The organism is Paenibacillus sp. FSL P4-0338, assembly GCF_038002365.1.
Classification (GTDB): domain Bacteria; phylum Bacillota; class Bacilli; order Paenibacillales; family Paenibacillaceae; genus Paenibacillus_AQ.
Window position 1 is genome coordinate 4730531 of sequence record NZ_JBBOCG010000001.1, and the last position, 20889, is coordinate 4751419.

Sequence of the window (20889 nt, forward strand, 5' to 3'; positions counted from 1 at the left end):
CCAATATGCGTCTACACCATCCTTCTCAGGACATTCAGGCGAACAGCCCGCAGATCCAGCTCCAGATATTCTTCAGCAGCTCCCACACGAAGAACTTCACCTTCGGTGTCCCAGCAGCATCACCCGAGCTTCCTTCCTTGTTAGCAGAATCCGAGAGACTGGATACTGCCCCTTGCGCTGTTCCATCCGCACCCTTCACCTTCGCGCCGTCTCCCGAAGCCTTGGCTGAGACCTTAGTAACATCCTTAGCTCCAGCCTTCGCAGCAGCCGGTTCCGCAGCCGCAGCATCCCCGGTTCCCGCATCGATAAAGCAAAGCGGCGGAAACAGCACGCACCACCAGTTCTGTCCCTTACCTGCTCCAAGCGTAACCCGGACAGCCTCGTATTCTCCGGCAGGGTAGACCCGGCCGCCATACATTTTGGTCGGAAAAGGAACCGTGCCCAGCTCCACCTGATAGCCGTATTCAATCCCGCGCAGCGCCAGCTCTCTGCCCACCAGCTCATTCAGCTCCGGCAGGTGATTACGGATCAGGGCACGGGCCTGCTCCAGACTCTGCGGATCTTCCAGTCCGGCCACCCACTGATTAATCTGCTCCACGATCCGGTCACGAATCTGGCGCTTCACCAGCTGATCCCCGGTGCCGTCCGAATTCGCCAGAATACGCAAGCGGATTGACTCCTGCGGGATGGATACCTCTGCAACAGCAGCATCACTTTTTTGCCCTTCCCAGGCCATCATCAGAATCATAAAAAAACAAATTAAAATGGCAGTATACTTAAAGGTAATCCGCAGGGAATCCCCTCGCTCCAGCTTAACATCCTCCATCTTCCGCAGCCCCTCTCCCTCTGAACCTCTTATGTTCCCAGTATGTCCAGGAATGAGAGACTGCAAACCTAGTAATCTATTATTTATGAAGTAGAGACGGCAGTTGCCTAGTTTTTGGACAAAAGGGATTTGCCCTTCGCGTCCGGCTGCGGCAGCGGGAGATCGTCCTCCACATCCTGTCCGTAGAGCCTTACGCTCATCGCTATCCCCATGCAGGCCATATTAATCAGCAGCGAGGTCCCGCCGTAGCTGATGAAAGGCAGGGTAATGCCGGTCAGCGGCATCAGTCCGGTCATCGCCCCAATATTCTCCAGAATCTGATACAGCAGCATCGCCACGATCCCGACAATCAGCAGCGGCCCGCCGCGGTCCCTGCATTCCAAGGCAATCAGTATTAATCTGTGGATCAGGATAAAAAAGAGCATCAGCAGCGCCGCTGCGCCCAGGAAGCCGAATTCCTCCCCAATCTGCACAAAAATCGATTCCGAATACAGATACGGCACACGGTTGCTCTGTACGGAGCTGCCTTGCAAATAGCCTTCTCCCTTGAGGCCCCCGGAGCCAATCGCCGTCTGGGCATTTTTCGTCTGATAGCTCGCTTTGCTGCTGGCTAGATCAGGCACGAGCCAAGGGTCAAACCGGCTGACGAAATGATCCCGGCCCAGCGTTTTTTCAATGAAATTAACCGTCTGCTCGTGATAGTTGATATAGCACAGGATGAAGCCCAGAATTGCCCCGCCCGCGATAATCAGCCCGATCAGCGCATGGGAGAATTTGATACGCCCGATCCATAGCAGGCCAAGCAGGATTACGATATAGCTGAGCGCATTGCCCAGATCATTCTGGATGATGACCAGCGCGCACGGCATGAATGCAATCAGACCCAGCGGCACGACATCGCGCCAGAACTGGAGCCGGGTTTTATTTTTGCGGACAAGCATGGTGGTCAGAAAAATAATTAGAATCAGCTTGAACAGTTCCGCCGGCTGAATGCTTAAATCTCCAATACCGATCCAGCCTTGGGCACCGTTCTTCACCTTGCCAAAAAAGCTGACCGACAGCAGAATCCCAATCCCGGCAATATAAATATAGAGCCCATACCGTACCAGCAGGCGGTAATCGAACAGGGTGATCAGGATAAAAGCGACAAAGCCCACAGCATAATACTTAAGCATCCTGATATGCATTCCGTCCAGATCGTCTCTTCCGTGAGTCACGCTATAAATGGAGAAGATACAGATCCCCATCAGCACAATCAAAATAAGCACAATGCTGCCGTCTATTCTTTTGATTCTCTGCAACATAAGGATATACCCCTCAACCTCTCCGGATTAGGAATCCGCCCGTTACACCCAGCCCAGGCTTCAACCCACTAATTTCCATTGTAATTCAATTGGGAGCATCTATTCAATTTTTCTATTTCTGCATAGCTGATCCACTTCATCCGAACGGCCTTAGTTCCGTAGACGCCCAGACACATGAATTCTTACATTTCAAAACTAAAATACCGGAACCCTTCGTATACGAAGAATTCCGGTATAGATGAAGCATCCAGCTTCCCCATATGCGCGGGCTTTACTATTCTTAATGAGTTAGCTTCTCTTGGCGGGAGCCGGGGAAGAATACAGCGCAGGACTCGGCAGATCCTCTTCCACCTCTTGCCCATGCAGACGTACGCTCATGACAAGTCCTATGCTCGCCATATTGATCAGCAGTGAGGTTCCCCCGAAGCTGATGAACGGCAGCGTAATCCCGGTCAACGGCATCAGGCCCAGGAAGGCCCCGATATTCTCAAAAATCTGGTACAGCAGCATCGCCACCACCCCGACGATCAGGAATGGCCCGCCCCTATCCTTGCACTCCAGTGCTATTAGAATCATCCGGTGAATGAGGATAAAGTACAGCAGCAGCACCAATGCCGACCCGACAAAGCCGTATTCCTCCGCAATCTGTACAAAAATGGAGTCCGAGTAGGTGTACGGTACACGGTCGGTCTGCACCGAGCTGCCCGTCATATAGCCTTCACCGCTCATGCCGCCGGAAGCGATGGCCATTTTGGCGTTCTTCGTATGATAAATCGCTTTGGCCGTCGCCTTATCCGGCACCAGCCACGGGTCGAAGCGCTCAATCCAGTGCGAGCGTTTGATATCTACCAGAAAATCCTTAATTTCATCGTGATAATGAATATAACTCATAATTCCGGCAGCCGCCGAGCCGCCTATAACCAGCAGCCCGATCAGCGCATGGGTGAATTTAATATTGCCGATCCACAGGAGACCGATCAGAATAACGATGTACGAGAGCGCATTCCCCAGGTCATTCTGGCTGATTACGATGACAAACGGCACGAAACTGAATAATCCCAGCGGGACTACATCGCGCCAGAACAGCAGCTTATTCTTATTCTTGCGGACCAGCACAGCCGCCAGGAACAGAATAAGAATCAGCTTGAACAGCTCCGCTGGCTGAAGACTGAAGCTTGTACCGAACTTGATCCAGCCTTGTGCGCCGTTCTGCTCTGTACCGACGAAGCTGACCAGGACCAGAATGCCAATGCCCGTGATGTACACATACAACGCGTATTTTACAAACAGGCGATAATCCACGAACGTCAGCCCGATAAAGGCAACGAAGCCCACGATATAGAATTTGATCATCTTAATATGCGACCCGTCCAGCCTCTCACGCCCGTGGGTCACACTATATATGGAGAAAATGCTGACCACCATCAGCAGCACAAGAATCACCAGGATGACACCGTCAATCTTTTTAATCTTCTGAAGCATATTCTGTCTCCTTACTCAGTACTGGTTCTTCCCGTTCATGTCTGCAGGCAGAAGTTCCGTCTTGTCTATTGTAAAGGAAGGGGCCGCCTAAATACAATTTCCATCGTTTGGGGGTACTCTGTTAGGTGAACAGCCGGGCCACCTCCAATGCAGCGGACTGAGCGGACCTTATTCGCTGCAAAAGCACCTTCCCTGAAGTAATGCGGACAGAGAGGACGCTATTCGTTCAGTTGGTTGCTCACACAGGCCTGTTTACAGGCAATAAGGTCTTCTCAGTCCACAAGTGTTGATCTTTTCGCGTTATTTGAGCAAATAGCGTCTTCTCAGTCCGTTCCCCGTCCTCACCGAGCTATCCCGAGCACATGCCGGGGAATCCCGGCGAGATCATCGATGGTGATGATCTCGTCCCAATGTCCGGCTGCCCGCAGCAATCCGGCCACCTGCTCGGCCTGCCCCTGGCCGAGCTCAAAGCCGACCAGGCGCGGCGGAGCCGAGAGCAGCGGCAGCTGCTCCATCATGCGGCGGTACGGGTCCAGCCCGTCCCCGCCGCCGTCCAGTGCCGTGCGCGGCTCATGATCGCGCACCTCGCGCTGCAGCCCGGCGATGTCGCCGCCGGGGATGTACGGCGGGTTGGAGACGAGGATATCCGTCTCCAGCCCCGCGAACGGCTCGAGCAGATCGCCGAGCCGCAGGTCCACCGCCGTGCCGTGCCGCTGCGCATTGCGCCGGGCCACGGCCAGTGCGCCGGGCGAGATATCGCCGGCGCAGACCCGCCACACCGGCGCTTCCGCCGCCAGCGTGACGGAGATGGCTCCGCTGCCGGCGCCGATATCGACGGCGGTCAGCGGCCGTGCGGCGCCGGCTGCGCCCGCGCCGCTCTCCCGGCGGGCTGGGCTGCGGCCCGCCCCGCTGTGGGCGGCTGCTTCATCCGCAGCCGCCATAGCTTCCGGTGCGGCTTCGCCCCGCACCCCCGCCAGCCCGTCCGGCCACAGCTCCGCGCCGTACTTCAGAATCGCCTCGACGAGCAGCTCCGTCTCCGGGCGGGGGATCAGCACATCGGGCGTGACCTCGAAGGCCCGGCCGTAGAATTCCTGCTCGCCGATGATGTATTGCACCGGTTCTCCCGCCGCCCGGCGGGTCACCATTGCTTCCCATTCGGCCTTGCATGCCGGCGGGAACGGATCAGCCAGCGCCATATAATAAGCCGCCCCGGACAAGCCCAGCACATGCTCCAGCAGGAGCTGGCTGCTGCGCTGCGGCTCCGTTAGGCCGTGCCCGGCCAAAAAAGAAGAAGCCTCCGCAAAGGCTTCCCGGATGCTTTGCACTTCCGACATGACGTAAGGGTCGTGTTTCAAAGCATTATTCTCCTTTTTCCATCAATTCTGCTTGTTCCGCAATCGACAATGCCGAGATAATCTCGGTAATATCCCCGTTCATCACCTGGTCCAGACGGTGGAGGGTTAAGCCGATCCGGTGATCCGTCACACGGCTCTGCGGGAAGTTGTAGGTACGGATACGCTCACTGCGGTCACCGGTTCCCACCTTGCTTTTACGTTCTCCGGAATACTTCGCTTCCTCTTCCTGACGCTTCAGATCCGAGATCCGGGTACGCAGCACCTTCAGCGCCTTATCCTTGTTGGAGTTCTGGGACTTGCCGTCCTGACAGGTAGCCACGATCCCCGTAGGTACATGGGTTACACGTACTGCTGATTTGGTCGTGTTAACGGACTGTCCGCCCGCGCCGCTCGAACAGAAGGTATCGACACGGATATCCTTGTCATGAATTTCGATTTCGAAATCTTCCGCTTCCGGCATTACAGCAACCGTAGAGGTAGAGGTATGGATACGTCCGCCGGATTCTGTGGTAGGGATGCGCTGCACACGGTGTGCGCCGCTTTCGAATTTCATTTTGCTGTAAGCGCCGCGCCCGGTAATTTGGAAGATCACTTCCTTGAAGCCGCCGAGATCATTCGTGTTCACATCCATCAGCTCTACGCGCCATCCCTGGGTATCGGCATAACGGGTATACATCCGGTAGAGGTCAGAGGCGAACAAGGCCGCTTCATCCCCGCCGGCTGCGCCGCGGATTTCCACGATTACGTTCTTGTCGTCATTAGGGTCCTTAGGCAGCAGGAGCAGACGAATCTTCTCCTCAAGAACGGTCTGACGCTCGGACAGCTCCTCGATCTCCATCTTGACCATTTCTTTCATTTCATCATCAAGCTTCTCGGCCTGCATCATCTTCGCAGCTTCGAGCTCTTCCATTACGTTCTTATATTCGCTATACGCCTCGAAGGCGGGCTGCAAGTCGGATTGTTCTTTGGAATAGTCCCTCAGTTTCTTACTGTCGCTTGCAACATCCGGGTCACATAGCAGTTCACTGAGTTTCTCATAGCGGTCCGCCAGGGATTGCAATCGGTCCAACAAGGGAATTCACCTCTCCTGATTCAAATTCTTCGTTCAATATTACTTTAAATTGTTGCTACAACTGAAGTAGATATACGACTTTATATTATACCACCACAAGCCTCAATTGGCTACACTACAAGCGGGGGGGATGGGGAAATCTTTTGAAAAAGATTCAGATGACGCAAAGAGACCATCCAGCAAGCAAACCTCTACTCCTGAATGGCCTCTCTATAACAAGCGAAAAGTATCTATACGTTGAACCGGAAATGCATAACGTCGCCGTCCTGCACCAGATATTCCTTACCTTCCAGACGCAGCTGCCCGCGTTCCTTGGCACCGTTCATTGAACCTGCCGCCACCAGATCGGTGTAAGCTACAACCTCCGCCCGGATAAAACCGCGCTCGAAGTCCGTATGAATGACGCCTGCTGCTCCAGGGGCCTTGGTGCCCTTGCGGATGGTCCAGGCACGAACCTCTTGAACGCCCGCAGTGAAATAAGTGTACAAGCCCAGCAGCTTGTATGCCGCTTTGATCAGACGGTTAAGCCCGGATTCCTGCAGACCCAGCTCCTCCAGGAACATCTCCTTGTCTTCACCTTCCAGCTCTGCAATCTCCGCTTCCACCTTCGCGCTGATCGGCACGACTTCAGCATTCTCGGCTGCTGCGAATTCACGGACCTGCTGCACATAAGGATTCTCCTCGGCAGTCGCCACCTCGTCCTCGCCCACATTCGCCGCATACAGCACCGGCTTCAGGGTGAGCAGGTGAAGATCACGCACGATCGAGCGCTCATCGTCGGACAGCTCCAGACTGCGGGCAGGCTGGTCCAGATACAAAGCTTCCTTCACACGCTCCAGTACTTCTACTTCCTGGGCGTATTTCTTGTCGCCGCCCTTAATATTTTTGCGGGAACGCTCAATCCGCTTCTCCACGCTCTCCAGGTCAGCCAGAATCAGCTCCAGGTTAATCGTCTGGATGTCGCTGATCGGATTTACCTTGCCGTCTACGTGGGTCACGTTCTCATCGACGAAGCAGCGCACCACATGAACAATGGCATCCACCTCGCGGATATGGGCCAGGAACTTGTTGCCCAGGCCTTCGCCCTTGCTCGCGCCGCGCACCAGTCCGGCAATATCGACGAATTCAAAAGCGGTCGGAACCGTCTTGTTCGGCTGTACCAGCTCCACCAGCTTATCCAGACGTTCGTCCGGTACTTCTACAACCCCGACGTTCGGGTCGATGGTGCAGAACGGATAGTTGGCGGATTCTGCGCCCGCTTGTGTGATTGCATTGAATAATGTCGATTTGCCTACGTTGGGAAGTCCAACGATACCTGCTTTCAAAGCCATTTATATGACAACTCCTATTTTCGGTTGGTTTGATCACCGCATGAATACCGAACTGATCTCAAACCATTATATATTAGAACAAATTCTCCAGCAACAGCGGATGTCAAGGGCGGGCGGCCAAACTCATCTTACCGGGTAAAAAATATTTACTTGGCTCTGCCCGTTGTGATCTGTTTTTCGACTACATTCAGCCTACACGGCGCTTCCGCTCCAATTGTAATCAGTTTTTCGACTACATCCAGCCTACACGGCGCGTCCAGTCTAATTGTAGTCGGTTTTTCGACTACATTTCGACTATACGTTGCACCAGTCCCATTTTGTTCGTTTTTCCGTGAATCCTTAGCTCACACACCGTCGCACTTACTCCCGAACACTGCCCCTTATGCAAAAAGACTCCTTGAGGAGTCCAGTTACTTCGGCAGGTGCTATGCAGAACCTTATGCCTTCCTGGTGCTACTTTCCGCCTGCGGCCTAGAGTGTTTTGGACATTGTGATGTCTGTAACCTGGAAGCCCATTTTCTTATATAGCCCGAAGGCGCGTTCGTTATGCCCGAAGACATGCAGGCCGATCTTGGCCGCCTTCAGCTTCTTAGCTTCTTCATCCAGCAGCAGCAGTGTCTGTTTACCATAGCCCCGGCCCTGGAACGGCTCAAAGATATAAATGTCATAAATGAACGCCTCCCGCACCCCGCGGTTCTCGGTCACGTTGAACCAGATATAACCGGCTTGAGTCCCCGAAGCGTCCTCTACTACCGAATAGAAATAAGCTCCCACCGTATTGAGGCCTTGCGGCAGGTAGCGATTCATTGCTTCTTGGGCCTGCGTCAACGCCGTATCTGCATCCCAGGCTCCGGCTTGTATTTTCTCTTCTGCATAATCTTGGGTAGATTGCTTCAAGAACGACTGAAACGCTGATTCGTCCATCGGGACCAATGTAATCGTCATTTGGATACCTTCCTTCGGTCTGATTATAAAAGCAAGCCTGGCGTCAACGCCGGACCATACGCGGCGTTCCGCGCAGCGCGGCAAGATCCGGCGCGCCGATGCCGAACATCACCGTCCGCAGCTCCAGCTCTACCTGGGCCAGCGCCTGATCCAGCGCCTCCTCGGAGCTGACGGCCGGACCCAGCAGCCCCCGTCCGAAGCCCGCAAGATCAGCGCCGAGGGCCAGCGCCTTAGCGGCATCGACGCCGTGCTTCAGTCCGCCGCTGCCGATCAATGCCCCGCGCGGGGAGACCGCACGGACCTCGGCAATGCACTCCGCCGTGGGAATGCCCCAGTCGGCGAAGGCCTCTGCTGCCGCACGCCGTACCGGGTCGATGCTGCGGAACTTCTCCACCTGGCTCCATGAAGTGCCGCCTGCTCCGGCGACATCAATGAAGGCAGCGCCAGCCTGATACAGCCGGGCGGCCGTATCGCCGTCAATCCCCCACCCGACCTCCTTGATCCCCACTGGAATCTCAAGGGTCCGGCATAATGCCTCTATCCGCTTCAACAGGGAACCGAAGCCAGTGTCACCCTCGGGCTGGAATACCTCCTGCAGCCCGTTCAGATGGAGAACCAGCCAGTCCGCTCCGGCAATCTTAACTGCCCTGCGGCATTCTTCTACCCCGAAGCCGTAGGCGAGCTGGACCGCTCCGACATTGGCAATGACCGGAATCGTGGGTGCGTTGGCCCGCACATGGAAGGTAGCCGCCAGCTCCGCGCGTTCTACAGCCGCGCGCACCGAGCCGACTCCCAGCGCCCAGCCCCTGCGCTCCGCCGCTTCGGCCAGCCGCTCATTAATCTTCCCTGTAGCCGCACTCCCCCCGGTCATGGAGCTGATCAGCAGCGGGGTACGCAGCGTACGGCCTAAGAATTCAGTGCCCAGTGAGATGGTATCGTAATCCAGCTCTGGCAGCGCGTTATGGCGGAACCGGTACTGCTCGAACCCGGTTGTAATTCCGTTGCCGGCCACATCTTCATTCAGGCAGAGCCGTACATGCTCAATCTTCCGTTCTCCGGTTCTGGAGTCGGGCAGCAGAGATTTATGTCCGGCAAGGCCTGAGCCTGCTGCCTCCTGCCGTGGCTGGGGCCCTGTTCCTGGCTGCTCCCTAGCACTCTGCGGCACACCATTTCGCGGCATATCATTCATGCTGTCTTCCTCCGTTTCTGCTGCACTATTCTCAAACTATAACAACGCCTGCCTGTGAGTACTATGTATGCTGTTTTCCACATACATTCGGCCTTACGCCTGCCTGCGAGCACTATGTATGCTGTTTTTAGCATACATTCAGCAACAACGTCACTCTATGAGTTATTCAAGAACCATTGCCGCCCTAAGGGCGGCCCAACTGTCTCCACTTGCCATATATCCCGCTCCACAATTACCTTCCATTATAGCACAACTATAGCACAACCCCGCTCGGCCGTTGAACGCTGGCGGGGTGCTCACTCTTCATACATGGCTTGCAATATATTCGCCCACCAGCCTGCCGGACAAGGAAACTACAGGTGTTCCCCCGCCAGGATGCGTGGTTCCGCCTACATACCACAGTCCCTTAACATCACTGGATCGGTTGCCCGGGCGGGAGAAGGTCTGCTTCACCGTATTGGAGGATATCCCGTAAATGGCCCCCTGATGCGCCAGCGTATCGCGTGCGATATCCTGCGGGGTATACCGCTCCAGCACATCTGCGGACGACAGCCCACTCACCCCGTGGCTCTCCAGTACAGACATCACCCGCTCCCCGTACGCATCCCTCTCCTCACTCCAATCGCAGGCCGGGCTTAGATAAGGCGCATTAGCCAGAATGAACAGGTTGCTGCCGCCCTCAGGCGCCATCTCAGGCTCGGAATAACCGGAGTGACATACATACACTGTCGGCTGCTGCGGCGGACGTTTATGCTCGAAGATATCCTTGAATTCCTGCTCATAGTCCTCCGGGAAAAACACCGTATGATGCAGCAGCGCATCATACGTACGCGGCACGCCCGCCAGCGTTACCAGCCCCGACAGAGAGGGTTCGTACGCTTCAATCCTGCGGTCTGTCATTCCCGGACGAACCGCTTCAGGCAGCAGCATCTTGTTGATGCTGAGGACATCTCCACCGGCTATCACAGTCTTGGCCGGGTAGAAGCCCTGTGCCGTATCCACACCTTCTACCGCACCGGAGACTACGGAAATCCCTGTTACCTCCATGCCTGTAATCAGCTGCACGCCCAGATTCCGGGCGAGTGTAGACAGACCGCTAATTAATTCATAGGTGCCGCCCTTCACCCCGTATACGCCTTCCTGAATCTCCAGATGACCAAGCATGGCGAAGATGGAGGGGGAACGATACGGTGAAGATCCGACATAGGTGGCATAGCGGCCCAGCATAGCCAGCGTATTCGGATGGCTGAAGTAGCGGAGCAGAAGGTCATGCAGGCAGAGAAAAGGCCGGACCCGCACCAGATCCCGTACAAGTGAAGGGGAGAGCTTATCCCTCCAGGATAGCAGCAGCCTGTTAAGGAACTGCTTCTCGCTAAGCTGATACAGCCGCGAAGCTTCCTCCAGAAACTCCGGGAATTTCGCAGCATCTGCCGGGCTGTAGGAGGCCATTTGCTCACGCATTCGCCCCGTATCCCTTGAGAAATCAACCACCTTGCCGTCTGCAAAGACATTGCGGGTGCGCGGCTCCAGCTCATAGAGCCGGACATAATCCTCCATGCGGGCTCCCGCAAGCTCATAGAGCGAGCGGAAGACATGAGGCATCGTAATCGTACTTGGACCCCGGTCGAAGGTGTAGCCCCCCGCCTGAATACGCTGCAGCTTGCCGCCGGGCTGCTGCTGGCGTTCCAGCACAGTCACTTCCCAGCCCTGCGCGGCAAGCGTGACCGCACAGGACAGCCCCCCAAATCCGGCGCCTATGATTACTGCCTTCGGTTTCATCCATAACGCCTTCCTTTCCATTCATAGCCTGCGCGCGTGCGGCTTCCGCGCCAGGATGCCACAGCAATCAGCAACAGGCAGAGTATACCCGCCGGGAGTAGGAGACAGAACCAGAACGGCTGCCGTCCGGCAGCATCACTGGTCCGTTTCACGGCCAGACCCGCAAGCAGTGCAGCAGCAGGCCAGAGCGCCGCGCCTGGCTGTCCGCTTAGGCCATAGTACAGAACGGCGGCGGCGGGCACCGCATACAGCGACAGATATGCAATAAGCACACCCAGCAGCAGCACCGGGCTACGGCCGATACCGGCATAGATATTCTTCCGGTAGCCGTTCCATACTTGCCGTGCATTGTGGTACATCCGCATGAACACCTGCTCCGTAACATCCATAAGCGTCACTGTCCCGCCCGAACGCTTCACAGCGCGGGCCAGCGCCATGTCATCCACCAGCTCGCTGCGGATGGCCTCATGCCCGCCGCAGATATTGTAACTGTCGCGGTGAATCAGGATGAAGCCCCCATGCGCCGCAACAAAGCGCGGATCTCTGGAGCCGCGGACCAGCGGAATGGGCAGGTGGCAGATGATGGTGAAGACCATCAGGGGAACCACCAGCCGCTCCAGCCAAGTTCCAGTCATCTGCCGGGGGAAGCCGGTAATCATGCCGCCGCCCGCTGCTTCAGCAGCAGAGAGCACCTCTTGAAGCGCCCCCTGCTGAAGACGGACATCTGCGTCCAGGAACAGCAGCCACTCCCCGCTTGCCGCTTCTGCAAGCTGAGCGCAGGCATGGGACTTGCCCAGCCAGCCCTCCGGCAGCGGCCTTCCCTTCAGAACGCGTATTCTGCCGCCGCCCGTTGCTTCGGCAATCCCCCCCGTTCCGTCAGTTGATGAATCATCCAGCACAATAATCTCCGCCCCGATCCCGCCGGTGCTTGATGCCAGTACGGAGGAGAGGCAATCCCCAATATTATCCGCTTCATTCCGGGCGGGGATCAGCACCGACAAACGCAAGGACCGGGAGGACGCCGGTGCTGGAAGCACCTGCGCCGCTCTTGCTCCTGGCGCTGCCCCCAGCTTAGGGAGCTGCGCTGCATTCCACATTGCGAACAAAAGCTGGAGCAACAGAATACCGGTTACAGCCTGAAAGAACACATTCATCCTCTCCCTCCGCCCGGCCGCAGCAGATCAAGCCATTCATTGGTTGATCTCCCCCGGCGGAGGAGCGGCCGGAATTCGTCCGGCATATGGCCTTGATGGTTAAGAACTTTGCAGCGGTGTGACTCCAGTTGTCCGCCAAGAACAGTCTCCAGCCGCCAGGCTATCGCTGAACGGTCCATCTCCGCCCAAGGGAGCAGCAGCGGCGCACCGGCCAGCAGCGTAGCTTCCGGCTTGGTATGCCGGAACAGGCCGTGGTATAGCGTCACTGGGACTACCACCGTCTGCGGACTGAGCCGCAGCGCCAAGGAAGCCCCTTCCTTCAGACTCAGCGGCCGGTGCTCCAGCGGCCGGATTTCTCCTTCAGGGTACATCCAGACACTCTCCCCCGCCTCCAGCAGCCCGGCTGTATAGCGCAGGGAAGCCCGCGCATCCGCTGGACTTCCGGGGTTAATGGAGTACGCGCCAAGCTTTCTGAAGAAGGCATACTTACGTAGCTGCTCCTCTTCCATCATGAAATAATGACGCTTCCCCGGCAGCTTCCCCACGGCGTGATAGGCCAGCAGGCCGTCCCACCACGAGCTGTGATTCATGAGGTAGAGAATCCCCCGCCCGGCAGCGGCAGCGGGCTGAAGCTCTCCGCTGATTCCGATGAAGTGGAAATGTCTGCGCAGCAGATACATGGAATTATAGCGGTAGAATAACCAGTCAAACCTTCCCGATGGAACGGCTTCCAGCATAGCGTAGACTCCCTTCAGCCAGTGCGGCGCCTGCCACAGCGATCACCGTGCAGGCAGGCAGTCCCTCTGTCAGGCTGATCAGGCCGAACAGGATCAGGATTGCCTGATACAGGCGGGTGCCCCGGCGGGCAGCCAGGCGGGTGAACGGCACGGCCGGGAGCAGCATGGACAAGGCAGCGCCTGCAATCAGCCAGCCGCCGAAATTGCTCCAGGGCACCTGATAGAAGCCCCCGCCGCCCTCCCAGTGCCAGAAGTTCCTGGCATGGGCAACAGGATCGAGCACCAGATCCATCAGGACTGTCCAGAAGCCAACCTGCATGGCCCGCAGCAGCAGGAGCCGGAGGCCGCGCTGTCCGAAATCATGGCTGATCAGCACAGCATTGCATACCACAGCAATCCAGGCGAAGCCCAGGGTAACCGGCACACCAAATAATAAAGGCCCAAGAATAGTAGAATAATTATAATCCCCAAACAACCGGCCGGAATGCACGCCTACCCATTCGACGGCCATTCCGCCTAACCAGATAAGAGCTGCAGCATACCAGAACCGCTTGGTCATCCGGCCTCCCGAAGAATTGACTGACCAGTCAGACATGAAGGGTTTGCATTGCCCCTTGATTGCTAAGTCCAAACCGTAGGCACCATAGAATACGAGAAACAATCCGTTAGAGAACTTCAGACTATCCGGAATTCCGAACACGATTAAGAGCAGCGCACCGATGGTATACCAAATCCAAAAAAGCGTTCGGACCATCGTTAGACCACCGCAGTTCTTACACCGGCATAACGCACGACTGTACGCTGGAACAGCTGAAGCTTGGCTTCATCGCTGACATAGGATCTTTTGCGGAAAACATCATATCCGTCTGCCTCCACTGCATCCAGAATAGCAGCATAGAAGGATGCGGCAAGCTCAATGGCAAGACCGCTCTCCAAAGGATACGTATGCACATGCATAAGTCCTTGCCGGAACCAGTCAAGCGCTTCTGTCCGCAGCTCCTGAATAACAGCGGTGAAACGGTGATTGACCTCTCCGCCCTCAAGCTCCCGCTGGCTGTAGCCATGTCTGTCCATCACCTCAAGCGGCACGTATCTGCGTCCTCTCCGGAGATCCTCACCCACATCGCGGATGATATTCACCAGCTGCATTCCTATCCCCAGCGCAATTCCCGAGGTCCGTGCCGCTTCACTCTGATCATCCCGCAGAACAGGCAGCAGCATCTCCCCTACCGTTCCCGCTACAAGATAACAATAATCCTTAAGCTGCTCCATCGTGTCATAGGCTGTGAAGGTAAGATCTCTAAGCTGTCCCTCCATCTGCAAAAGAAACGGCTCACGCTGAAGCTGCGGGAAGCTGCTGAACAGCCAGCGCAGCGCCGGCCAGATGAAATGCCCATCCGCCTGCTCCAGATTCATGAAACGCTCCCGCAGCTCATGGATGCTGTACGGCGCGCCTTCCGGCTCATCCACACTATCGTCTATAATCCGGCAGAAGGCATAAATAACATGCACCGCTTCACGCCTGGGACTTGGCAGAACATCAAACGCCTTATGGAACGAAGTGGACCCTTTCTTCATCAGTTCCTCACATTGCTGCAGTATCCTTTCATCCATGTACGCTCATCTCCTTTATCATTTCCTGAACGGCAAGCTTCGCTCCCTGCATCACAATCGGCACACCGCCGCCCGGATGGACGGAAGCACCAGCGGCATACAACCCCTTAAGAGGATAAGGCTTCGGCTGGGGCCGGAATACCCCCGACTGGCTCAGCAGCGGTGCAATACCGAAGCTGCCCCCGCCGTACATGCCTTCCTGTTCCGCATCGGCAGGCGTTCTCAGTCTGCGCCAGATCACACTCGCGGCAAGCCCGGGGAAGCCCCGCTTCTCAGCATCCGCCATGACTGTATCGGCTAGTGCTCCGGCTATTTCCTCCCAGTTCTTATCCGGCGCCGCCGGGACGGGAACAAGGAAATACAGCACGCTCTGTCCGGGAGGAGCTGCACTATCGTCCAGTGCTACCGGATTAAATATATAATAAGATGAATCCTGGGGAATTTGTCCCCGGTCAAACAGCTCGTGAAGGCTGCTATTCAGACTGTCCGGCAGGAAGAACTGGTGCACCAGCGAATCCGGCCAGCGCTTATCCGTGGCTGCATAGATCAGCAAACAGCCCGAGGAGGGCTTCCAGGTGCCGCGTTTTATGCCCTTGGCCGATACGGGTCTGCCCTTATTCTCCGTTACACCCAGCGCCTGTTCCTGCTTGAACACACCAGGCGGCAGCAGCTTCTCTACATTCGGGAAATCTCCATTGTACAGAACGGCATCATAAGCAATCGACTGCCCATGAACAACCACTCCGCAGCAGCGGCTCCCTTCAACAAGCAAGGACTCCACCTCGGTGCCCGTATGAATCTGTACCCCGCGGTCTTCCAGCTCCCGGGCCATGATCTGCGGCAGCGTCCCGTATCCGCCCTTCAGCATCCAGATGCCGAAGGCATGCTCAGCGTAAGGAAGCATGGTGTAGATGCCCGGTGTGCGGAAGGGCGCTCCTCCAATATAGAGGCTCTGCAGGGAGAACGCATCCTTAAGCTCTTCATTCCGGAAATACTGGCCGATAGCAGATCGCAGGTTCCGGTAAGCGTGCAGGCGGACCATCAGCGACAGGTTAGCCAGACTGAAAAATTCCCGCCCGCTTGCATACCCCCGCTCCAGAAACGAGGTCCGCCCCTGCGGATACAGCACCGACATGTCCTTCATGAACCGGGTGAAGCCCTTGCCCTCTCCGGGATAGAGCCGGTCAATCTCCTCCGCCTGCGCCGATGCATCCGCGAATTTGGTCAGTACCCGCCCGCTTCTGAAGTGAACCCGGTAGAGCGGGTCACAGTGCAGCAGCTCCAGGCTGGATCGCGGAAGGCCGCCTTCTTCCAGAATACCCAGAAGCATCTCCGGCAGCAGCACGATCGTAGGCCCGCGGTCAATCCGGTAGCCGTCCTGCTCTTCAAAGGCCACACGCCCGCCCGCTTGGGCCGCCCGTTCATAGATCACTACCTCATGCCCCTGACGGGTAAGCAGCAGCGCCGCCGTCAGCCCGCCGATTCCGCTGCCTACGATGGCAATGCGGCTCATAGCGGAACCCCCGCACCTGCGCCTGGCGCGCCTGCCTGTACGGTGAACCGCCCCCGCACAGCCTGGTCATGTTCCCGCAGCAGCCGCGCGCTGATCTTGGCCGACTCGAAGATCGTCGGCAGGCCGCTACCCGGATGGGTTCCCCCGCCGACCAGCCAGATGCCGCGTACCTCCTCGAAGGTATTATGCGGCCGCAGATGCATCATCTGCCCAAGATTATGGGCTAGATTGAAGGTGGCCCCGTTATATACATTCTGCTGGTTCTGCCAGTCCAGCGGGGAGAAGAACAGGCTCTCTTCCACCCGTCCGGCGATTCCGGCCAGCTGCGGAATCTGCTGCAGCCGCTGCATCATCCAGTCCTCTACCTCAGCATGCTCCTGCTCCCAGTTAATATCGGCACTCAGATTAGGCACCGGCATCAGCACGTAGAGCGAGGATTTGCCGGGAGGCGCCAGTGTCTTATCAATGACCGACGGATTATGGATATAAATAGAGGCATCCTCCGACAGAACGCCCAGTTCCGTGATCTCTTTGACATTACGCCGGTAGTCGTCCGCGAAATGAACCGAATGATGCCCCAGGTCCACCTCTCCATCCACACCGAGGTAGAGCATGGCGGTGGAGCAGGAATATCTTTTGCGGGCAATCTTGTCAGGGGCATATTTCTTCAGAAGTCCGGGCTCGAACAATTGTGTCATTGCAGAACCAAAATCTGCACCAATCACAATATAGTCCGCATCCACCTTCCCCCCGTTCTCCAGCAGCAAGCCTGCGGCCTGCCCGTCCTTGACGATAATGCGTTTCACTCCGCTTGCGGTATGGACCCGCCCGCCATGCTCCTGGATGACCTCAGCCATAGCCTGGAGCACACGGTTAATTCCGCCGGTCGGATGGTACAGGCCGTAACGGTGCTCCATGTACGACAGAATCGTGAAGGTGCCCGGACATTCCCAAGGCGACATCCCCAGATACTTGGCCTGAAACGTGAACGAGAACCGCAGCCGCTCGTCATCGAAATAACGGGACAGCCGGTTGTACACAGTGTCTGTAGCGTTCAGCTTGGGCAGCGCGTGGAACACATCTCTTTTGACATAATCTCCTAACGATTGGAACGGACGCTGCAGCAACGGAATCACCCGCTCCAGCTTATCGGCTTCTTCTGCCATGAACCGGCGGTAGCCGCTGCCGTTGCCGGGGAACAGCCGCTCAATCTCCTCAGCCGTCTGATCCTGGTTCGTAGAAGGCGTAAATACGGTATCTCCAAAATGCAGGGAGTACAGCGGATCAAGCGGCGTAAGCGAAACATAATCATGCACAGAACGTCCTGCCAGAGTGAACAGCTCCTCCAGCAAATGAGGCATCATCAAGAAGGTAGCTCCCCGGTCAAAACGATAGTCTCCCAGCTTCAATTCTCCAGATCTTCCGCCAACCGCCGCTTGCTGTTCATAGAGATCTACTTCATATCCTTCGGCGGCAAGCAGCATGGCGGCGGCTAACCCGCCCGGCCCTGCGCCGATTACTGCGACTTTTGTGGTATCTGTGGTTCGGATCAAGCGACATCCTCCTCCGTTCAAACATTATACAAAAACTATACAATAGTGATACAAATATCATACATACTTTGCCGGGTCATGTAAATATCATCCGCCGCACTTCCAGCAATTTGGTTGCTAGACTTGTCCATAGCAAAAGAACCGGCCAGCCCTGTACAAGGGTTCTGACCGGTTCCTATGGAATCTCATGCTCTATTAAAATTAACTATATCTGCCACAAAAACTACGCCCTATGCCGGCTTCCGGCAAATTCCTGATCGAACCAGGCTTGCCACTGCTCCGGCGGCTCCGCCATCACATAGGTGGCGTTGGTATCCTGAAGGCTGATTCCCTCATAAGCTTTGCCGCCCGCAATACGCTGCAGCTCCGGGTACTGGCTGCCCAGCCGTTCAAGCAGCTTCTCCGTATAAGGAACCAGAGTGCTATTCGTAACGGATAGGCAGACAGCTCCGATCCGCTCTTGCTTCGCCAGCAGCTCCATCACACCGTCCTCGGGGGTATTGGACCCCAAATAGATGACTTCAACCCCGTTCCGGCGCAGGAACAGCGAGAACAGCAGCAGGCCGACCTGGTGATGCTCTCCCGCCGGGCAGAAGGCAAGCACCTTGTGCAGATGGGCATACACCGGGAACACGTGAAAGAACTGGGATAGCCTGTTCGAGATCATATGTGTCATATAATGCTCCTGCGCCACGGTTGCCGTCCCCTGCTCCCAGGCATCACCAACCTTCACCAGCACCGGCACCAGTACCTGATGGACCATCGCCTCATAGCCGTACAGGGAGAACCCGAAATCGATCAGAGCATCCGCCCGCTCACCCTGGATATCGAGCAGCGCTGCATAGATCTGCTGCCTCATTTTGTCCAAGGCATCCTTGGGGTCACCGCCCGCAACGGACAGCCGTTCATCCAGGTCCCTCTGCTTATGCTGCTTCAGCATCCGCACAGCATGTGAGATACTGATGCCCGGTTTATCGGTCTGTTCCTTCAACCAGCGAAGGTCCTCAATATTCTGTTGGTTGTACAGTCTATAGCCGGACTCGGTACGTTCCGGGACGACAGCCTGATACCGGTTCTCCCAAGCCCGCAGAGTGACAGAGGGAATATCGAGCATTTCGACGACCTGTTTGATGGAATACACGATGGATCTCACTCGCTTCCTGTTTACACTGAATACTTTGAAGATTCAAACCTTATACAAATTATTTACACTCATTATACAATCGCTTCTGTGTTATGTCACCAGAACTTGTATTATGCAGCTTGCCGGTACAGTACGGATGAAATGGAGGGCTTCTTGTAACACTAGAATTTTCAGGGATTTTGCACTCAGCTGCTTCACTTCTCCTTAGCGGGCGTTATAGGTACTTACAATGCCGGGCTACCCTATAGCCGCTCTGGCCCGGCAGCAGACCCAGGAGGATGAATATGAATCGAGGCCGCCATCCCGTCACACCCGAACAGTTACAAATTACGCTGGCTTCAGGTGCCATTACGGCATCCAGGCACAAGCGTCAGATGCAGCTCTTCCTGAGCCGTCGTTCCAAGCTCCTGATTGCTCTAATCCTTCTTCTCCTCTGGCTGGCCGGGGTGATGCTCTATCAGACCCATAAGCCGATGCCGCCCGGACTTTCTGCGGAGAGCCCTGCTTATAAGGTGAATACGGTCGCCTTCTGGCATGATCTGACCTACCAGGACAACAGCGGCAAGCAGGCGAGGGAAGAACAGATTCTGCCCAGAATTCTGCAGATTATTGAAGAGTCCCGGCAGTTCCTCGTGATCGATCTGTTCCTGTTCAATAACTATACCCATACAGACCAGCAGTTCCCCGCTGTCAGCAGACAGCTTACCGATAAGCTGCTTGCCCAGAAAGCCGCCCATCCCGCCATGGAGATCGTCTTCATCACCGATGAGGTGAATACGAATTACGGCTCTGCGCCCAATGCCCTTCTGGAGGAGCTGAGCGCAGCCGGAATTAAGGTTATCCTGACGGATGTGGACGATCTGCGTGATTCGACACCTGCTTATTCGGCGGTCTGGCGCACCTTCATCCAGTGGTTCGGGCAATCCGGCACCGGCTGGATTCCGAATCTGATGGCCAGCGGAGGACCGGACATTACCGCCCGTTCCTATCTGAAGCTGCTGAATGTCAAAGCCAATCACCGCAAGGTCGTGCTGAGTGAGAACACCGCTCTGATCTCCTCCGGCAATGTGCATGACGCCAGCGCTTATCATTCCAACATCGCCCTGGAAGTGCAAGGTCCTATTCAGGAGGATATTCTGCGGAGCGAGCAGGCGGCGGCTAATCTGTCGGGAGCCGGCCCCTTGTTAAGCAAGCCTCCTGAGTTCAAGCAGCCTGCCGCCGGATCCGGTGATGCCCCGCTTGGAGTCCGCTATCTGACCGAAGGCAAGGTGTACAAATATGCTCTGGAAGGAATCGCTGCGGCAGGACCCGGGGATGTCGTCTGGATGGGTATGTTCTATCTGGCGGACGACAGAATTATTGATGCCCTGCTTGCCGCAGATGCCCGCGGTGCCCAGGTCAGACTGCTGCTTGATCCTAACCAGAATGCCTTCGGACGGGACAAAATCGGCATCCCGAACCGACCCGTTGCCATGGATCTGGACCGCCGCTCGGAAGGAAATATCCTGATCCGCTGGTACAACACAGGTGAAGAGCAGTATCACAGCAAGCTGCTGTTCATCGCCAAGGCATCAGGCGACTCCATCCTGCTCGGCGGATCGACGAACTTCACAGCCCGGAACCTGGACGACTATAACCTGGAGAATGACCTCTGGGTGTCTGTTCCTCGAGAGCAGCCCTTGTATGCGGAGGTGGAGGGTTACTTTAAGCGGCTATGGAACAACGAGGGGGCTGAATACAGCCTGCCGCTGAAGGAATATCAGAGTGACGCCACCTGGTTGAAGTACATTCTCTACCGGATACAGACCCGGCTTGGATTCACTACCTTCTAATGCAAAAGAACAAATTCACCCTAGACGGGTGGATAAGATACCTGTGCGCAAACACAATG

At 56.2% G+C, this 20889-nt stretch carries 17 protein-coding genes; 1 reads left to right on the forward strand and 16 read right to left on the reverse strand.

The annotated features are described in order from the left end of the window. Positions 1-34: 34 nt before the first annotated feature. The 16 genes from spoIIR to MKZ07_RS20870 form a co-directional block, all read right to left on the reverse strand. Positions 35-793, reverse strand: a complete 759-nt coding sequence (spoIIR, locus tag MKZ07_RS20795) for a stage II sporulation protein R (protein WP_036699233.1) — start codon at positions 791-793, stop codon at positions 35-37. 140 nt (positions 794-933) lie between these two features. After that, on the reverse strand, positions 934-2130 hold the full coding sequence (locus MKZ07_RS20800; protein WP_036699228.1) for an FtsW/RodA/SpoVE family cell cycle protein: 1197 nt from the start codon (positions 2128-2130) through the stop codon (positions 934-936). A gap of 288 nt (positions 2131-2418) precedes the next feature. Next, positions 2419-3612 (reverse strand): FtsW/RodA/SpoVE family cell cycle protein, encoded by a 1194-nt coding sequence (locus tag MKZ07_RS20805; protein ID WP_036699229.1) that lies wholly within the window; start codon positions 3610-3612, stop codon positions 2419-2421. Positions 3613-3953: 341 nt separating this feature from the next. After that, positions 3954-4967 carry a N5-glutamine methyltransferase family protein gene (locus MKZ07_RS20810; RefSeq protein ID WP_341027375.1) on the reverse strand — a complete coding sequence of 338 codons (1014 nt, stop codon included), beginning with the start codon at positions 4965-4967 and terminating at the stop codon, positions 3954-3956. Positions 4968-4971: 4 nt separating this feature from the next. Next, a complete protein-coding gene (prfA, locus tag MKZ07_RS20815) occupies positions 4972-6039 on the reverse strand; it encodes a peptide chain release factor 1 (RefSeq protein WP_036690363.1) in 1068 nt (355 codons plus the stop codon). A 230-nt stretch (positions 6040-6269) separates the two neighbouring features. Then, positions 6270-7370 carry a redox-regulated ATPase YchF gene (gene ychF, locus MKZ07_RS20820; protein ID WP_036690364.1) on the reverse strand — a complete coding sequence of 367 codons (1101 nt, stop codon included), beginning with the start codon at positions 7368-7370 and terminating at the stop codon, positions 6270-6272. Positions 7371-7841: 471 nt separating this feature from the next. After that, the gene (locus MKZ07_RS20825) at positions 7842-8315 is read right to left on the reverse strand and encodes a GNAT family N-acetyltransferase (protein ID WP_341027376.1); all 474 of its coding nucleotides are present in this window, start codon (positions 8313-8315) and stop codon (positions 7842-7844) included. 43 nt (positions 8316-8358) lie between these two features. Then, entirely contained in the window at positions 8359-9504 is a 1146-nt protein-coding gene (gene fni / locus MKZ07_RS20830; protein WP_341027379.1) for a type 2 isopentenyl-diphosphate Delta-isomerase, read from the reverse strand. 303 nt (positions 9505-9807) lie between these two features. Continuing rightward, entirely contained in the window at positions 9808-11283 is a 1476-nt protein-coding gene (locus MKZ07_RS20835) for a phytoene desaturase family protein (protein WP_341027381.1), read from the reverse strand. After that, the gene (locus tag MKZ07_RS20840) at positions 11280-12437 is read right to left on the reverse strand and encodes a glycosyltransferase family 2 protein (protein ID WP_341027382.1); all 1158 of its coding nucleotides are present in this window, start codon (positions 12435-12437) and stop codon (positions 11280-11282) included. Before MKZ07_RS20840 ends, MKZ07_RS20835 begins: the two co-directional genes overlap by 4 nt. Then, positions 12434-13174, reverse strand: a complete 741-nt coding sequence (locus MKZ07_RS20845; RefSeq protein WP_051493120.1) for a lysophospholipid acyltransferase family protein — start codon at positions 13172-13174, stop codon at positions 12434-12436. Before MKZ07_RS20845 ends, MKZ07_RS20840 begins: the two co-directional genes overlap by 4 nt. After that, positions 13143-13928: a carotenoid biosynthesis protein gene (locus MKZ07_RS20850; protein WP_036690371.1), complete on the reverse strand. Its 786-nt coding sequence runs from the start codon at positions 13926-13928 to the stop codon at positions 13143-13145. Before MKZ07_RS20850 ends, MKZ07_RS20845 begins: the two co-directional genes overlap by 32 nt. A 2-nt stretch (positions 13929-13930) precedes the next feature. Further along, positions 13931-14788, reverse strand: a complete 858-nt coding sequence (locus tag MKZ07_RS20855) for a phytoene/squalene synthase family protein (RefSeq protein ID WP_036690373.1) — start codon at positions 14786-14788, stop codon at positions 13931-13933. Next, positions 14781-16301, reverse strand: coding sequence for a phytoene desaturase family protein (locus MKZ07_RS20860; RefSeq protein ID WP_036690375.1), 1521 nt, complete (start codon positions 16299-16301; stop codon positions 14781-14783). Before MKZ07_RS20860 ends, MKZ07_RS20855 begins: the two co-directional genes overlap by 8 nt. Beyond that, positions 16298-17854 carry a phytoene desaturase family protein gene (locus MKZ07_RS20865; protein ID WP_063828964.1) on the reverse strand — a complete coding sequence of 519 codons (1557 nt, stop codon included), beginning with the start codon at positions 17852-17854 and terminating at the stop codon, positions 16298-16300. Before MKZ07_RS20865 ends, MKZ07_RS20860 begins: the two co-directional genes overlap by 4 nt. 223 nt (positions 17855-18077) lie before the next feature. After that, positions 18078-19007, reverse strand: coding sequence for a MerR family transcriptional regulator (locus tag MKZ07_RS20870; RefSeq protein WP_235218325.1), 930 nt, complete (start codon positions 19005-19007; stop codon positions 18078-18080). Between the two features lie 365 nt (positions 19008-19372). Here MKZ07_RS20870 and MKZ07_RS20875 point away from each other — a divergent pair, with 365 nt between their 5' ends. After that, complete coding sequence (locus MKZ07_RS20875; protein ID WP_036690422.1) at positions 19373-20830, forward strand: phospholipase D family protein; 1458 nt, start codon at positions 19373-19375, stop codon at positions 20828-20830. Positions 20831-20889: the final 59 nt, after the last annotated feature.

What these genes read in the sequence shown, in the direction of transcription:
- MKZ07_RS20800 (WP_036699228.1), bottom strand. Translation starts at nt 2,130, where the DNA reads ATGTTGCAGAGAATCAAAAGAATAGACGGCAGCATTGTGCTTATTTTG.
- MKZ07_RS20805 (WP_036699229.1), bottom strand. Translation starts at nt 3,612, where the DNA reads ATGCTTCAGAAGATTAAAAAGATTGACGGTGTCATCCTGGTGATTCTT.
- ychF (WP_036690364.1), bottom strand. Translation starts at nt 7,370, where the DNA reads ATGGCTTTGAAAGCAGGTATCGTTGGACTTCCCAACGTAGGCAAATCG.
- MKZ07_RS20825 (WP_341027376.1), bottom strand. Translation starts at nt 8,315, where the DNA reads ATGACGATTACATTGGTCCCGATGGACGAATCAGCGTTTCAGTCGTTC.
- fni (WP_341027379.1), bottom strand. Translation starts at nt 9,504, where the DNA reads ATGAATGATATGCCGCGAAATGGTGTGCCGCAGAGTGCTAGGGAGCAG.
- MKZ07_RS20835 (WP_341027381.1), bottom strand. Translation starts at nt 11,283, where the DNA reads ATGAAACCGAAGGCAGTAATCATAGGCGCCGGATTTGGGGGGCTGTCC.
- MKZ07_RS20840 (WP_341027382.1), bottom strand. Translation starts at nt 12,437, where the DNA reads ATGAATGTGTTCTTTCAGGCTGTAACCGGTATTCTGTTGCTCCAGCTT.
- MKZ07_RS20845 (WP_051493120.1), bottom strand. Translation starts at nt 13,174, where the DNA reads ATGCTGGAAGCCGTTCCATCGGGAAGGTTTGACTGGTTATTCTACCGC.
- MKZ07_RS20850 (WP_036690371.1), bottom strand. Translation starts at nt 13,928, where the DNA reads ATGGTCCGAACGCTTTTTTGGATTTGGTATACCATCGGTGCGCTGCTC.
- MKZ07_RS20855 (WP_036690373.1), bottom strand. Translation starts at nt 14,788, where the DNA reads ATGGATGAAAGGATACTGCAGCAATGTGAGGAACTGATGAAGAAAGGG.
- MKZ07_RS20860 (WP_036690375.1), bottom strand. Translation starts at nt 16,301, where the DNA reads ATGAGCCGCATTGCCATCGTAGGCAGCGGAATCGGCGGGCTGACGGCG.
- MKZ07_RS20875 (WP_036690422.1), top strand. Translation starts at nt 19,373, where the DNA reads ATGCAGCTCTTCCTGAGCCGTCGTTCCAAGCTCCTGATTGCTCTAATC.